The 14,120-nt window shown below is 37.5% G+C and carries 11 protein-coding genes; 4 read left to right on the top strand and 7 right to left on the bottom strand.

Annotated features, from left to right (window positions below; all coding sequences use genetic code 11):
- Positions 1–2 precede the first annotated feature (2 nt).
- Positions 3–662 carry a fumarylacetoacetate hydrolase family protein gene (locus tag A3K93_RS02895; RefSeq protein WP_067728772.1) on the bottom strand — a complete coding sequence of 220 codons (660 nt, stop codon included), beginning with the start codon at positions 660–662 and terminating at the stop codon, positions 3–5.
- Positions 663–811: 149 nt separating this feature from the next.
- On the opposite strand from A3K93_RS02895, the gene hpaA reads away from it, so the two are divergent.
- Both hpaA and A3K93_RS02885 read left to right on the top strand, forming a co-directional pair.
- Positions 812–1,702 (top strand): 4-hydroxyphenylacetate catabolism regulatory protein HpaA, encoded by an 891-nt coding sequence (gene hpaA, locus A3K93_RS02890; RefSeq protein WP_067728769.1) that lies wholly within the window; start codon positions 812–814, stop codon positions 1,700–1,702.
- A 3-nt stretch (positions 1,703–1,705) separates the two neighbouring features.
- Positions 1,706–2,893, top strand: coding sequence for a Bcr/CflA family multidrug efflux MFS transporter (locus tag A3K93_RS02885; protein WP_067728767.1), 1,188 nt, complete (start codon positions 1,706–1,708; stop codon positions 2,891–2,893).
- A gap of 50 nt (positions 2,894–2,943) precedes the next feature.
- Here A3K93_RS02885 and A3K93_RS02880 read toward each other — a convergent pair whose 3' ends face one another.
- Entirely contained in the window at positions 2,944–3,561 is a 618-nt protein-coding gene (locus A3K93_RS02880; RefSeq protein ID WP_157883254.1) for a hypothetical protein, read from the bottom strand.
- A 328-nt stretch (positions 3,562–3,889) separates the two neighbouring features.
- Between A3K93_RS02880 and A3K93_RS02875 the strand changes: the two genes are divergently transcribed.
- Positions 3,890–5,092 (top strand): MFS transporter, encoded by a 1,203-nt coding sequence (locus tag A3K93_RS02875; protein WP_067728763.1) that lies wholly within the window; start codon positions 3,890–3,892, stop codon positions 5,090–5,092.
- Here the strand turns inward: A3K93_RS02875 and hpaR are convergent.
- Positions 5,079–5,504, bottom strand: a complete 426-nt coding sequence (gene hpaR / locus A3K93_RS02870; RefSeq protein WP_067728761.1) for a homoprotocatechuate degradation operon regulator HpaR — start codon at positions 5,502–5,504, stop codon at positions 5,079–5,081. The two genes, A3K93_RS02875 and hpaR, sit on opposite strands and share 14 nt — an antisense overlap.
- Before the next feature lie 256 nt (positions 5,505–5,760).
- On the opposite strand from hpaR, the gene A3K93_RS02860 reads away from it, so the two are divergent.
- A protein-coding gene (locus tag A3K93_RS02860) for an IS3 family transposase (RefSeq protein WP_101494812.1) occupies positions 5,761–6,836 on the top strand; the annotation gives its coding sequence in 2 pieces (ribosomal slippage) (positions 5,761–6,013 and positions 6,013–6,836; 1,077 coding nt in all).
- Positions 6,837–7,289: 453 nt separating this feature from the next.
- On the opposite strand, the gene A3K93_RS02855 is transcribed toward A3K93_RS02860, so the two are convergent.
- From A3K93_RS02855 to A3K93_RS02840, 4 genes are read right to left on the bottom strand one after another with little or no spacing between them, the layout of a single operon-like run.
- Entirely contained in the window at positions 7,290–8,150 is an 861-nt protein-coding gene (locus A3K93_RS02855; RefSeq protein WP_067728757.1) for a DUF7281 domain-containing protein, read from the bottom strand.
- The gene (locus A3K93_RS02850) at positions 8,147–9,379 is read right to left on the bottom strand and encodes a hypothetical protein (protein ID WP_067728755.1); all 1,233 of its coding nucleotides are present in this window, start codon (positions 9,377–9,379) and stop codon (positions 8,147–8,149) included. Before A3K93_RS02850 ends, A3K93_RS02855 begins: the two co-directional genes overlap by 4 nt.
- The gene (locus A3K93_RS02845) at positions 9,376–10,014 is read right to left on the bottom strand and encodes a hypothetical protein (RefSeq protein ID WP_153370889.1); all 639 of its coding nucleotides are present in this window, start codon (positions 10,012–10,014) and stop codon (positions 9,376–9,378) included. The genes A3K93_RS02850 and A3K93_RS02845 overlap by 4 nt, the downstream gene beginning before the upstream one ends.
- Complete coding sequence (locus A3K93_RS02840; protein ID WP_157883253.1) at positions 10,011–13,760, bottom strand: ATP-binding protein; 3,750 nt, start codon at positions 13,758–13,760, stop codon at positions 10,011–10,013. Before A3K93_RS02840 ends, A3K93_RS02845 begins: the two co-directional genes overlap by 4 nt.
- Positions 13,761–14,120 lie beyond the last annotated feature (360 nt).

Here is a 14,120-nt window from a genome sequence, read left to right as displayed (position 1 = left end):
TATTAGTTACCCTCTTCCTGAACCGTGTTTGTTACTGAACCGAGTTGATCAATCTCAACACGAACTTCATCACCCGCAACTACAGAAACACGACCATAAGGTGTACCTGTTAAGATGATGTCGCCTTCGTTCAACGGCATATATTCAGAAATTTCTTCAATAATCTGTTCTGGTGTACGAATCCAGTTTGCAGTCGTACCTTCTTGCTTCAATTCGCCATTTACATAAACACGAAGTGCAAGATTATTTAAATCAGTCACTTGATCCTGAGCAACAGGTGTACCTACAACACAGAAGCCATCTTGGCATTTTGCTTTGATTGCTGGACGGTAATAACTTTCCTCTGGAAGGCTCCATTCATTTACAACCACATAGCCAGCGATATGAGCAGCAGCTTCACTTTTACTCACACGAGTAGTACTTTTCCCGATCACGATGCCAACACTTGGACCCGCTTGCAAAATTTCAGATTTTTTCTTAACAACTGGACGACCTGAAACATTACGGGTGTTTGGTGTTTTAATGAACAAAACTGGTTTTTTAGGTTCGTTCACGTAAGGCTTTTCATTGAAAGATGCTTGTAATTTTTCATACAAACACTTGTAATTCAAAGCGATACCAAAAACATTACCATCCGTGCTGATTGGTTTTAACTCACTCATTTGAGACTCTCTGCTTCTATATCTTGTCGCTTAGGACTAGACTTTTTGATAATTAGTTAATATATTAACTTTATAATTAACATATTAACTTTTTTCAAGTCTTTTTTTCGATTAAAGTTGAAAATTATACTTTTCATGGACTCGAAGGTATGAATCAGATCCCAAATATCAAACTTGGTGAAGTTTACGATCAACGCTACATGGACTCCGAAATTCACTATGAAGCCTTAGGTAAATTGGCTGATTTTTTCGGTGTAAATATGCCTGCCCATCGACACGATGGTTTCTTCCAATTGCACTTTGTCACGAAAGGCTCTATTCGAATTTATTTGGATGATGTGAAGTATGTGTGCAAAGCACCCGTTTGTTTCCTGACCCCGCCCTCTGTCGCACATGCTTTTATTACTGACCCTTTATGTGAAGGCCATGTCCTGACCGTACAATCCAATTTAATTTGGCCTTTATTACAGGTCGATCTAAAAGTTCAGAATATTGTGCCGCTGTGTATTTCCCTAGAAGGACTGAAACACAACTACTATGACGACCTCAAACAACTGGAACGTTATTTTGAAGATATTGAAAATGAGTTCCAAAGTAACAAAGTCAGTCGTAATGCCGCACTCAAGAACCTTGTTTCTCTAATTTTTATTCAAATGATTCGTTTGGGAGATGTCACTGCACCACGGATCAATAGCTGTAGCGGTGATTTAAAAATTTTCCGTTCATTTAATGAATTGATTGAAAATCATTTCCTAGAGCATTGGCCTCTGAATCAATATGCACAAGAGCTTGCGATTACCGAAACCCGTTTAAATGATATTTGTCGTCGTGTTGCCAATATTTCATCCAAGAAACTCATTTTTGACCGTCAAATGCAAGAAGCCAAACGCTTGCTAATTTTCTCTGACGCTTCAATTAACTCGGTCTGTTACCAACTTGGCTTTAAAGATCCTGCTTATTTCAGTCGATTCTTTACCCGTCATGCAGGCATGCGCCCATCTGACTATCGTAATCAACAACTCAATACAGCAAGAGCCTAATCCATGGTCACAACAACTCAAACGCGCTCTAAAAGCTTAATTATTCTACTTAGTGCGTTAGTGGCCTTTGGACCACTGTCAATTGATATGTATTTACCAAGTCTGCCTTCGATTGCGCTGGATTTAAATACGCATGTGGCTGCAGTACAAAAAACTATTACCATCTTCTTACTGGGCTTTAGTATTGGAATGTTGGTTTATGGCCCACTCTCGGATCGTTATGGCCGTAAACGCCTACTGATGATTGGGATTGTGATTTATGTCTTAGCCACCTTAGGTTGTATCTTGGCAACTCAAATTGAACAGCTACAGGTTTTCCGCTTACTACAAGCTTTGGGTGGAGCCAGCGCATCGGTACTTTCTCGCGCATTGGTCCGTGACCTGTTTGAGAATCATGAAATTCCCAAAATATTATCCTTAATGCATATCATCACCATGATTGCGACCTTGATTGCACCATTGCTCGGTGCATTGATCGTTGAATATGCACATTGGAGCGGAATTTTCATTTTCCTATTGGCTTATTCACTCCTGTGCCTAGCTTGGTCAAAAATTACCATCCAAGCACCCAAACCCAACCATGCTCCGACTGGCATTTTACAAAACTATAAAGCCGTCCTCAGCAACCGTTTTGCTTGGGGTTTTATGCTGTCGAATAGCTTCTCTTTTGGAGCAATGTTTGCCTATATTACCGCATCATCTTTTGTGTTTATTCATTACTACGGCTTTACTGCGCAGCAATACGCTTATCTATTTGCTGGAAATATTTTCTCCATCATCATCTTCACAGCAATCAATAGCCGCTTGCTCAAGCGTTATGGGGCATATCAACTGTTAAAAGCCATGGCGATGATTTCTTGCAGTGCAGGTATATATTTAGCCCTTATCACCCTATTTAAACTTGAATCGCCTTGGTACTTAATTGCTGGATTAGCCATCTTTGTAGGCGTAACAGGTTCAATTGGGGCAAACTCAATGGCCAATCTTCTTAAGCTTTTACCACAACAAGCAGGTACAGCATCAGGATTATCCGTGTCGATGCAGTTCGCCATGGGTGCAGTACTGAGTTATGTGGTGAGTCTGTTCTTCGTAAACAATCACCCTGCACCGATGAATTTTGTCATTTGTGCTGGCGCAATTTTATGTTTGAGCAGTTTATTACTGACACGCGGGATGAAGGAAATTTCCTAAACATAAAGCTCAGGTATTCTCCTATAATTTGAATGGAGAATGCCTGTGTATTAACTTAAAAGTTCTTTTTCTATTCTTAAATTGAGTTGCTCATCGATATTTTCACCCAGTAAATCCAGCATCATTTTATTGCACACATAAGATTCTAAATAATCCATATCATAATGAATATGAACGATCTTCTTCTCTGAAGCGACCAAATTCATTAATAATTCGGTTCGATTCTTTTCAAAATATTGTTCAATATTTTTTTGAGTGATTTGCGGTTTTTTATAACATGCTAAAAGTTCACTATATAAATCAAGATTTTTAACTTTTTTCACCAGAAGTTTATCTTGACCACTTAACTGCGATGTTAAACCTAGAGAATGGTAGGTCTCAAATATAAGTAAATCTACTAAAGTCATTTGAGGAATGTTTTGATATATGGATTTAGTAAGGCTAGTTGCAATACTTTCCACCCAATGATCACCCGTATAATGCTGAATAACTTTGAGTTTAGACAGTAATTTTAGCAACTCAAACTTAAGCGTACCTGCACATTTAATCTCTAATTTAAATTGATGAATAAATTGATTTAATTTAAAACCTAATTGTTCAAAATAGTTTTTAAAATTGCTAAAATCTCGTTTCGATGCAATCAAATTTAAGATAATTTCATTGATCATTTGAATGTCTGTATAGACCATAGTACTTGTTTTGGTTTTATTGAGCGTCAATAAATCCGAGTTCGATACATACAGACTAAAATGTTTGGCGTGCCCCATTTTGATCCACCTTTATTTTAGTTAATATATTAACTAAAAAGTTATCTCATTTTATCTATTTTTACCAGTTAAAATTAAAGTGAATCCTAATTAATATAATAAACTAATTTATAGATATACCTTTCTACATATCAATAGAGATTATTGATCATAATTCTGTATCTAAAAAACACAAAATGCGAAAAAACCAGTAAAATAGTTAACATATTAAATTTAAGCTTAACTCGTTTTGCATACATTCAGTTCACTTCGCTCGCCTAATTTTCGTCGTTACTTTATTGGTCATTCATTTTCCACCCTAGGCACTTGGATTCAACAAGTCGCTTTAGCATGGATCATTTATGAGCAGACTCAATCTGCGGCGCTGCTAGGCATCATTGGCTTTTGCGCATTAATTCCGCAGCTATTGGTGAGCCCGATTGCAGGCGCTTGGATTGATAAACTGAATAAACAAAAGTTCTTAGTTATTGTCCAAATTTTATTTTTTATACAAACCATAAGCTTAGGTTTACTGTATCACTTTAATCTTTTTACACCACCGCTATTAATTTGCATGTCGCTCTTGCTCGGTATTCTGACAGCAATCGACACCCCACTACGTCAATCTTTGCTTAGTTTGATCATTGAAGATAAAGCGCTTCTGCCAAATGCATTGGCTTTAAATGCCATGATTTTCAATGCTTCACGCTTTATAGGACCACCAATTGCAGGCTTATTATTAAGTACGATTGGTGCTGAGCTATGCTTTTATATCAATGCATTTTCTTATTTAGGGCTTGGCATCGCTGTTTCGCAAATGAAAGCAGTGAACTCTGTCAAAGCAACTGGAAAATTAGGGGCAGTATTTATAGAAGGTATTAAATACATGTACCAAAATCATCAATATCGTATCTTGATGATGACGGTGATTGTACTCAATATGACGGCGTCCAGTTATGTAACGCTATTACCTATTTATGCTAAAGATATTATTGCGGGTAATGAAAAAACCTTAGGTATTTTATGGGGCTTTGCTGGAGTTGGCTCTTTAATTTCATCCGTGATTTTAGCCAGCAAGAAAAACTTTAATGCACCGAAAAATATTTTTATTCAGAATATCGCCTTTTGTAGCTTTGGGTTGATGCTTTTGGGTATTTCAACCCATATGTATGTACTGTGTTTTGCAATGTTCTTATTAGGTTTTGGGATTTCAACTACTAATATTTTAACCAATATTATTATTCAGAATTCTACGATTGAAGCTTATCGTGGGCGTGCAATTTCGATCTATACCTCAACCCGTTTCGGCTTTGATGCACTCGGCGGTCTATGTGTGGGACTACTTGCCTCACTGATTTTTCCTAGCAAGCTGATGCTGATTTACAGTGTCATTTTATGCAGCTATTTGGCTTGTTATGTATGGATTATGCGTAAACCACTTAATCAAGCTTAAGTTTTTGTAATTCTGTCAACAGCTCTAAGAGTTTTGACATGCGGTCGTCACCAATCTGTTGATGAATATTTTGATATCGCTTTTCCATTTCGACAGACATCTTTTTAAAGATGTCTTCGCCTGCCGTGGTCAACCTAATATATACATAGCGTTGATCCTGTTCACCACGACGACGCAGGACTAATCCCATTTCACAGAGTCTACGAATAATTCCTGTTAGGCTTGGCTTTAATACACATGCTTTATCTGCCAAAAGTGTGCTTTCTAATTCACCATATTGAGCCAAAATACGGATAATACGCCATTGCTGTTCCGTTAGACCTACATCATGCAAAGCAGGACGAAAATGTGTCATCAGCGCTTCACGTGTATGTAGTAATGCCAAAGTGACAGAGGGTCTAACTTTCTTCATATTGCTTGATAAATTAATAAATATATTAATTAATTATATCTGATAAAAATCTGATTACCTATGACAATGACGAATTATTCATTTTTTAAGTTAAAGTTTTTTACACAGATTTTTTATATAAGCAAAATATTGCCTATATATTATTTAGTTCATTTTGATAAAAATACTTTTATATCGTGGCGTATGGTAATCCCCCCTAAAAATAATAGGATCTAAAAGTAGAATTTTCTCTTAAGATACGAGCAGGAGATTCTGCATGAAAACATCTAAATTTACTGACAGTCAGATCATGTCCATCTTGAAACAGGCAGAATCTGGCACACCTGTAGCGACCCTTTGCCGTGAACACGGCATGAGTAATGCTACCTTTTATAAATGGCGTGCCAAATATGGTGGTATGGATACATCATTAATGGCTCGACTGAAAGAGCTAGAAGCCGAAAATACCAGACTTAAAAAGATGTATGCGGAAGAGCGATTAAAGGCCGAAATCATCCAGGAAGCGATGGTAAAAAAGTGGTAAAGCCATCTTGCCGGCGTAAGATGGCACAACAGGCAGTTGCCCAGCATGCCATTAGTATTCGTTTGGCTTGTAAAGCATTTGGCATTAGTGAAACCTGCTACCGCTATCAAGCCAAACTCAGCGATGACAATGCACTCATTGCTGAACAGCTCATTGAACTCACTGAGGAAAATTCCGACTGGGGCTTTGGTTTGTGCTTCTCGTATTTACGGCATGTTGAGAGTTGCTGCTGGAATCACAAGCGGGTTTACCGCATTTACTGTGAGTTGGCACTGAATCTGCGTATTAAACCGAGAAGAAGACTAAAACGGCATGCGCCTGAACCATTGAAAGAACCAATCCGAGAAAATCAGGTTTGGTCATTAGATTTTATGCATGATCAGCTTTCCGATGGTCGCAAGTTTCGATTATTGAATGTGATTGATGATTACCGCCGCGAAGGCCTAGCCATTGAAGCAGGGTTCTCATTGCCCACAATCAGGGTTATTCGTACGTTGAATCAATTGCTGGAGTGGAGAGAAAAACCGTTAGTGATCCGATGCGATAATGGTCCCGAATTTATCAGTCACGAATTTGTGCGCTGGGCTACTGAGCACGGTATTCGTATTGAATATATTCAACCGGGTAAGCCACAGCAGAATGCGTATATTGAACGCTATAATCGGACCATACGTTATAGTTGGCTGAGCAAGCATTTATTTGATACTTTGGATGAAGTACAAGATTATGCAACAAACTGGTTGTGGCATTACAACCATGAAAGACCACATCAAGCTAACAAAGGAAAGCCACCTCTAATGGCTGCTTAACCTCTACTTTTAACTTCGGTTATTTATGGGAGGATTACCGTATCAACTACCCACTTAAATAATTAGATATTTAAAATTTTATAATCGTTCTTTTTTCAGAATGCCGATATTGAGTTCAACTCCCAATAAAAAAGCCTTAAATCATTGAGTTTTAAGGCTTTTTAGAATTTTAGTGGAGATGGCGTCCGGCTAACTCAAATATAAAACAATGTTTTTATTAACTTTTATTTGTTTGGAAAAAATAGATTGTACATACTGTGTACAAGGACATCCCTGCGGAAAAGGAAATTGAACTCGGGAACTTTTCTTCTTTTTATATGTAACAAAACATATTTATATGCGGATATTGTAACATAAACTACGATACCCCAGCATGCCTATGAGCCAAGGATGTTGTATTGAAATTGTCATCTGTTCAAGCTAAAGCAGCCATAGCCCTATCCAGAAATAGGATTAATACAGAACCATCAAACGTCCTATTCGATTTACATTCTCCTGCATAATCGCAATTTGGTTCGTTTTAATGTGATGAAATAGCTCTCTTAAAACTATAGGTTCTTCTTGATCAACGGCGAGATCACGACTCTGAACAATCTGCTTCATGTATTTATGTATATTGTTATCGATGTGAGTTGCTATAATTTCCTTCCAAATATACGGTACGATCAGTGCTAAAGGGCGGATTTTATAAAAATGAGAGGCAATATTAATCCCATAAGGATCAAAATCACCATAAAAAGCTACCAAGCAACTCATCGATACTTGTTTTAGTAATTTGACTACCGTTTTAATGTTGCTGCCATGCCCACGATAAACAAACAGGCTCGACTGCCATTCAATAGGTAACTGCATATACCAATCAAATACCCGACTCATCATGGCACCATTCTCAATAATAATGATGCGCTGTATTGCCGGTATATCAAGGTTTTCAATCTGTGTAGTCGCTAACATCCCCGCAAAAGCAATCGTCGCCTTACCTGTTTTTAATGGTAAATCAGTTGATACCGATGCAAAGACCAATTGATCTGCAAATACGTTAAATCCACCAACTTTTTCATCTTTCAAATAATCCACCAAGGTCATACGATCTTGCTGAAGTGTGATATTCACTGATGGTGCAACTTTGATATGACGCTGATAAATTGCTGTGAGCATCTCATAATCACGATGACTTAAGAGCAACTCTCGTCCCTGTTTAACACCCACTTGAAAGTCCTGATTGAGCATGAGCCATGTCTGGTTCAGTTCTACCACTTTCTTTTTAGACTGAATGGCATGTTTAATTACATTTAACTGTTTACCATTCATCATGAGCGTTCCACTCTAGAAATGACCACATTGGTGACCTGACTATTACCAGTAAATACTGGATCAATCTCTTCGATAAATTCGATCTTTAAGTCTTGTGGATAATCATTACGACAGCAGGACACCAAACTACTGACCCAATAATCTAACTCACAGTCTGGTGATAATTTTTCAAAAGTCGACCTTGCATCCAAAGTTTGATACCCACCTGTCTGAGCTGGCATAAGTGCTTCAAAGAAATGATTCAGTGCAATTTCAAGCGGTGATTCTTGTTGAGTCATAATCTCTTCTTTCGTAATGACCGTCTCTAGGACTTGCTCAGCCTTTTGCTCAAGTATTTGCTGATCCTGCAATGCTTTCTTCATTACTCCAGTACTGATCTCGACTAAGTCATCCGTGAGCTGATTTAAATCAGCTCGGCAAACCAAATCTTTACGCGGAATACGATAAAAGCTATCTGGTAGGTCATAAATATCTACATCATCGCGGATAGATGCATGTTGCTGACAGTATTTCAGCCAAGCATCTATCATATTGTTTTGTCGTTGATAGACCTCTTCTTGCTTCCATTCAAAAAGTTGCTTTTCAAGTTTTCCAAGACTATCAATCAGATCAATTTTACTCTGACGAAATACTGGCATGAGATAGTGCCGAATCGAATGCTCTAAGTCTTTATCTCCCACAGCCAGTTTAATCATTTCACTATGCGATAAAACCCCATGCACGGACAATAGCTCATTGACCACTGCGATATGACGTGTAATCCGCTTGATGCGTAACTTTAGGTTATTAAATAAAGTTAAATCGCGCATTGCTAAAATTGCAAAGTTGTAAGAGCTTTCATGGATGGCATTTGACAGTGAAATGACCAAATCGATGATTTCTTGTTTAAGCAAGTCGACACTCTCAGGTGTTTCTATTTTAGCCTGTACCAAATCATAGGTCGCATGTTTAATCTCATCCAAAATTTGATTGATCATTTTGGCATTATTGATAATTTTTCTTTTTTTATAAAAGCTGACAAAATTGATAATGATGTTGTGCAACTGGAAACTGTTGTTCTCAGTGTTGTAATAGCCCAATTCAGCATTATTGAGTGCATCCAGCATTACTTTATTATTTTCATCAATGACAAAGCCAGAATTATGAAAATAGACCGCCTCACTAATCTGCTCAATGTAGTTTAATAAGACTCTTGCTGGTTTCTCTGCATAATTGATTAAGTCTGTCACAGCAATTCACCCTGCTCAGGCTCTGGTGTGTCAAAAGAGAGCTGATGATGTGAGCACATAAACTCAAGCTCATCGTAAAGAACTGACCACTTACCTGTCGCTAGATAAGCAACACCATTATTTCCCGTCGGCACTAAATATTCATGATCGACTAAATATTGTAAAACAGAACTGAGTTGATCTTTAATCGTGGTGGTATTTCGTTTAATACGTTTAATTAAATCCGCCAGCTTGGCTTTAGCAATACTCGATTCATCAGTTACACGTAATAAATCGGTATAAGAAATAATATCGCCACTTTGAATTGGCAAACTATTTTTACTTAACTCACTGCGACAAAACTCAGCCCAAGCACTTACGAACTCTAATCTAAATTTACTTTCTTCAAATTGCTTACGTACAATCTCTGCTTCTTCTTTCGTTAAATTTTCTCGTGTATACACACAGTAGTAGGCTGAATTTTGCGTACTCATGACACAACGTTTATCTAGCATGGCCAAGGCAGTATTGATTTCTTCTAAGGCATGTACTTGTCTTAAAATTGCAAAAAACTCTTTGTCCGTATACTCACTAATAATACGCCCTGCCAATAGCGCGTTCAGGATCTGACTTTTTAAATGGTGTGGAATCATCATTCAACCTCAGCAACTGGAGTTGGCTCATTATTTTGCGTGCTTTCATGTGCCAATAAGGGATTGGCTAACAGACTTTTCTGTACCACAAATCTACGGATACCGAAATTACGATCAATATCATGCTTATGTTTGAATCGCTTACTCAGCTCGGCTGTGAGTCCCGGTTGCGCACAAATCAAATGTATATTTTGATCCTGCATCAATTGGAATAAGCGCGTGGTATTTTGTGTATCAAATTGACCAATTTCATCTAAAGGCATGTGAATCGCAGTATTAAGATCAGGGCACATATCACGAGTTAAAGCAGTAAAGATGATGATAATGATGAGCCGAGATAAACCAGTACTACTGCCCTGTGCCAAATCCGAATCATTATTGACTACAACAGTACGCCCGTTTTCCTTATAACCAATACGTAGACGGACTAATGTTTGAATATCATTAGTATCCACTTTGGCACTTTCTAATGCGGTGTATGTACGCTCATAAGACTCAATAAGTCGTTCTGAAGGCAATAAAGTCGAATCTTCTAAATTGGATTCTTGCAACTCTCGGACATAGCTCTTTAACTGTTCATACACATCCAATCCATCAAGTACCGATACCAATTTCGTTTCAATTTCAGTGAGCGCTGGGAATGGGTTGGTCGAGTTTGTTTTATAATTTAAATCCTTTGAGACTTTATTCAGTTTCGCATTGAAGCTTAAGACTGCTTCAGCATAATCACGTAAGCTGTAGGCTTTTAGACAGAATTGCGCACGAATCAAGGCCTCTCGGCTTGGGATATCGTGATAGAGCATTTCTTCAATTTCAAACATACTCTGTAAATCATAGGCAACACCTGTTAAAGCACCATAACGGTCAATACGGCTCTTCCATAATTTATACAATTCAAGATCCGTATCTTGGCGAATGATCGACATGATCACATATACCGACTGTTTGAGTTCTTTGTATTGTTGTGCTCGACGTGAGATTAAATCCTCGGTATAACGACACAGCATCTCAAAGTTAACTGGTTTGGCAACATCAACAGTTGTATTGATCTCAATGGCCTCTACATCGCCAAATAATTGATCGAGCATGGAAGCAAGTGCCGTCAGTTTTTTATTTTCGGCTTCAACGCTCCGAATGGTTGCACTGATCTTCTGACTATCATGTTGAGCCAATTGATTCACAGACTCTAATTTATCTTTTAATTTTTGTTTTTGTAAATTAACTCGATACAGCTCTTTTTCATAAGCGCTGATTTGCTCTGACAAATAGTCTTTTAATCGATATTCATTTTCTAACCACTGTGCATATTTCTGTAATTCATCGCGATAGTTTTTAATACGTTCATATTCATCCCGCAGCTGTTCAAATCTTTGCTTCGCATTGCGTTGTACTTGCACATCAAAACCACGTTGTTGCAGCTCACTTTCATACATGACACTCAAGTCTTCCAGCTTACGCTGGCAATCTTCTTGAATATTAAGATTTTGCTGTTTTAAGGCGATTTGCTGTTCAGTTAAAATATTTTTTTCATCTTGAATGGCATCTTCAATCCGTTGTCGTTCTTGCAAAAACCGCACATTAATTGCCTGGCGCTCTTGCTCAACAGTCCGTTTGAATTCATCGTATTGTCTTTGCGTTGTTCTGAGAAAATCTTCTGCAACCTGTTTGCGTTCCTGAATGGCCAATTGCAGACGATCTTTAAAAGATTGATATTCAATATGTAGACTTTCAAGCTCTGATTTTAAAGCATTGAGTTCAGTATTGAACTGGATGGTATGCAATTCCGCATCATGACGCTTTTTATGCAGTTTATTAAATGCGATCTCCAAGCTTTGCACTGTTTTATGCAGTTCATCTATATTTAGCGATACTTCAGCAAGTCGTGCTGTTTGGATATCTAAAGAATCTGCTTCCTGCGGAAGAGATAACTGATCAAGATCTAAGTTGAGGCCATAGAAGCTACCAAAGCCATCTAATTCTAAATCCCAATACGGACTTAAATCCTTACGTGCGAGTAATTTAGGGTGAATGACTTTTGCAATATGTTCACGCCAATTTACATCTGGGTTTTGATTTAAAAAATGTAAAATAGTGTCATTCGACTCAATCAATTCGATCAAGGACTTTTTTTCAGCCTCGAGTTGCTGCAACCTCTGTTTTTCTAAACGCAGTTCTTCGCGAAGATGTTCATACTCATCGCGTAAAACAGATTGATTTTGATAGTACTGTTTAATTTCTTTGTCTTTGTTCTGAATTTTGATGTTCTTTAAATCAATATCAACGCGATAAGCACTGTCCTCTTGTTCTTCATTTGCCTCCATACGCATGACAGTTTCAATGCGAGTTGTACAGCGGGTAATTTTAGCCTCAAACTCCGAACGTTGTTTTTCGTGACTTTGATTAAAATCCAACTCTTCAGCATGTTTGGCTTGTAAAAGCTCATCCATTCGTTGTTTTTGCTTGATGCTGAGCTGTTCTTTTTCATTTGCGAGCTGTTCTAAAGTTGCTGTGTTACGACCAACATCACGGTCTTTTTGCTTCAGTATCTCCAGCTCTAATTGGCTGAATTTATTTTTGACATCCTGATAATTTTGTTCGAGCTCACTTAAATAGTTTTTAGCATCCAGCATGTTCTGTTCATGAGTCGCTAAATGATGAAACTCCTGTTGTTTTTTTAAAATATTATTTTGCTTATAAAATGTTTCAGTATCTACAATCCGCTTTAAATGTGCCTGTGATGCCGTTAATTTTCCTTCGATAGATGCAAGCTCAGTACTATTTACAGCAATTTTCTGATTGAGTTCAGCTACATCACGCTGTAACTTTTGCTTTAGGTCAGCTAAGTTTGTTTCAAAAAGATGAATTTGATCTTCATTGTTTATTTTCCATGTTTGCACATGTGATTGATATGCTGACAACTCTTCATAGGTATTGAGAAGTACCGTTCTACGCTCAATCCCTGCTTGAATCTTTGGCTTTTCTTTTTGTAATCGATATAAAACACGCAGCTCATTCGTCACTTCAGCAAAATCATGACTGATTTTAAATTTGGTCACAGATCTTTCACTATCTAAATATAGATCAATTAGCATCTGTTTAAAGCTGTCTAAGAGATTCAATTTATTTGAGGTAATCTGCGTTAAATCACCGACATGTTTAATTTCCAATTTTTGCCCAGCTAAGGAAAAGAGTACTGCCAACTCTCGCAATTTCGGATTTGCTTTTAATCTAAACCGTTCATTGGTAATAACAGCTTTGTAATCCTTGGTGTGTTCTATTTGCAGACTGACATTCACCCCTTGTTTATACAAGTGGGAAAATAGCTCCTTAGCACTATTATTTTCCGCATGGAATTGAAGGTTTTCTTGAGTTAATAAAGTCTTTTCTGCTGCGCCTTGGATAAATCGAGTACAGAGTCGCTCTTGGGTAGGATGGCGATAGAACACGGCACAATTGATGCCCAGCGGTGTTGCATACTCATAAATCAACAAACTACGATCATGTGGCAAATAATAATCAGTAAAATTGAGTTTATTGGCAGATCGATCCATCATCCGATCTGGTCTAGCACCATAAAATACAGGTATAAGATTGAGTGCTGAGGTTTTCCCTGCGCCATTTTGTCCTGTGAGATTGGTATGCCCCCCAAAAACTTCTAGCTTGGTTAATGAACCTTTTAAATAAGAGTCATATAGATAGATCGTTAATAAGCCATTGTTTTTTGGAGTTTGATTTTCGTTATTTAGCATAGTACTCACAACTGATTTATGTATCATTAGACAAGTAATTTTTCCTATAAGATACTAATTTTTTTAAGTTATTGGAATTTAAAATACTGATATGCCGTGTTTACATTGAAGCATGATCATAGGATCAAAAGATGTCAGTACTTCTATAAAGACGATCTAGAATTTGCCCCACAATACGCAGTAGATTTAAGCCACAAATAAAACTTTGAATATGCTCGTATATTCATGAATCTAAAAACTGCTACTTATTTATTATCAGAACTTTTGTACTCATTTTACCATTCCCCCCAAGAATATAATGTGATGCTATATCATTACATTTTTTGATATTTCTTTTTCATGTATCATTCATTAAAACAC

The organism is Acinetobacter sp. NCu2D-2 (assembly GCF_001647675.1).
Classification (GTDB): domain Bacteria; phylum Pseudomonadota; class Gammaproteobacteria; order Pseudomonadales; family Moraxellaceae; genus Acinetobacter.
The sequence above is the reverse complement of the archived record's forward strand: the minus strand, read 5'-3'. Positions and strand labels throughout refer to the sequence as shown.

Coding starts and splice junctions, on each gene's coding strand:
- A3K93_RS02895 (WP_067728772.1), bottom strand. CDS start 662: ATGAGTGAGTTAAAACCAATCAGCACGGATGGTAATGTTTTTGGTATC.
- hpaA (WP_067728769.1), top strand. CDS start 812: ATGAATCAGATCCCAAATATCAAACTTGGTGAAGTTTACGATCAACGC.
- A3K93_RS02885 (WP_067728767.1), top strand. CDS start 1,706: ATGGTCACAACAACTCAAACGCGCTCTAAAAGCTTAATTATTCTACTT.
- A3K93_RS02880 (WP_157883254.1), bottom strand. CDS start 3,561: ATGATCAATGAAATTATCTTAAATTTGATTGCATCGAAACGAGATTTT.
- hpaR (WP_067728761.1), bottom strand. CDS start 5,504: ATGAAGAAAGTTAGACCCTCTGTCACTTTGGCATTACTACATACACGT.
- A3K93_RS02855 (WP_067728757.1), bottom strand. CDS start 8,150: ATGATGAATGGTAAACAGTTAAATGTAATTAAACATGCCATTCAGTCT.
- A3K93_RS02845 (WP_153370889.1), bottom strand. CDS start 10,014: ATGATGATTCCACACCATTTAAAAAGTCAGATCCTGAACGCGCTATTG.
- A3K93_RS02840 (WP_157883253.1), bottom strand. CDS start 13,760: ATGCTAAATAACGAAAATCAAACTCCAAAAAACAATGGCTTATTAACG.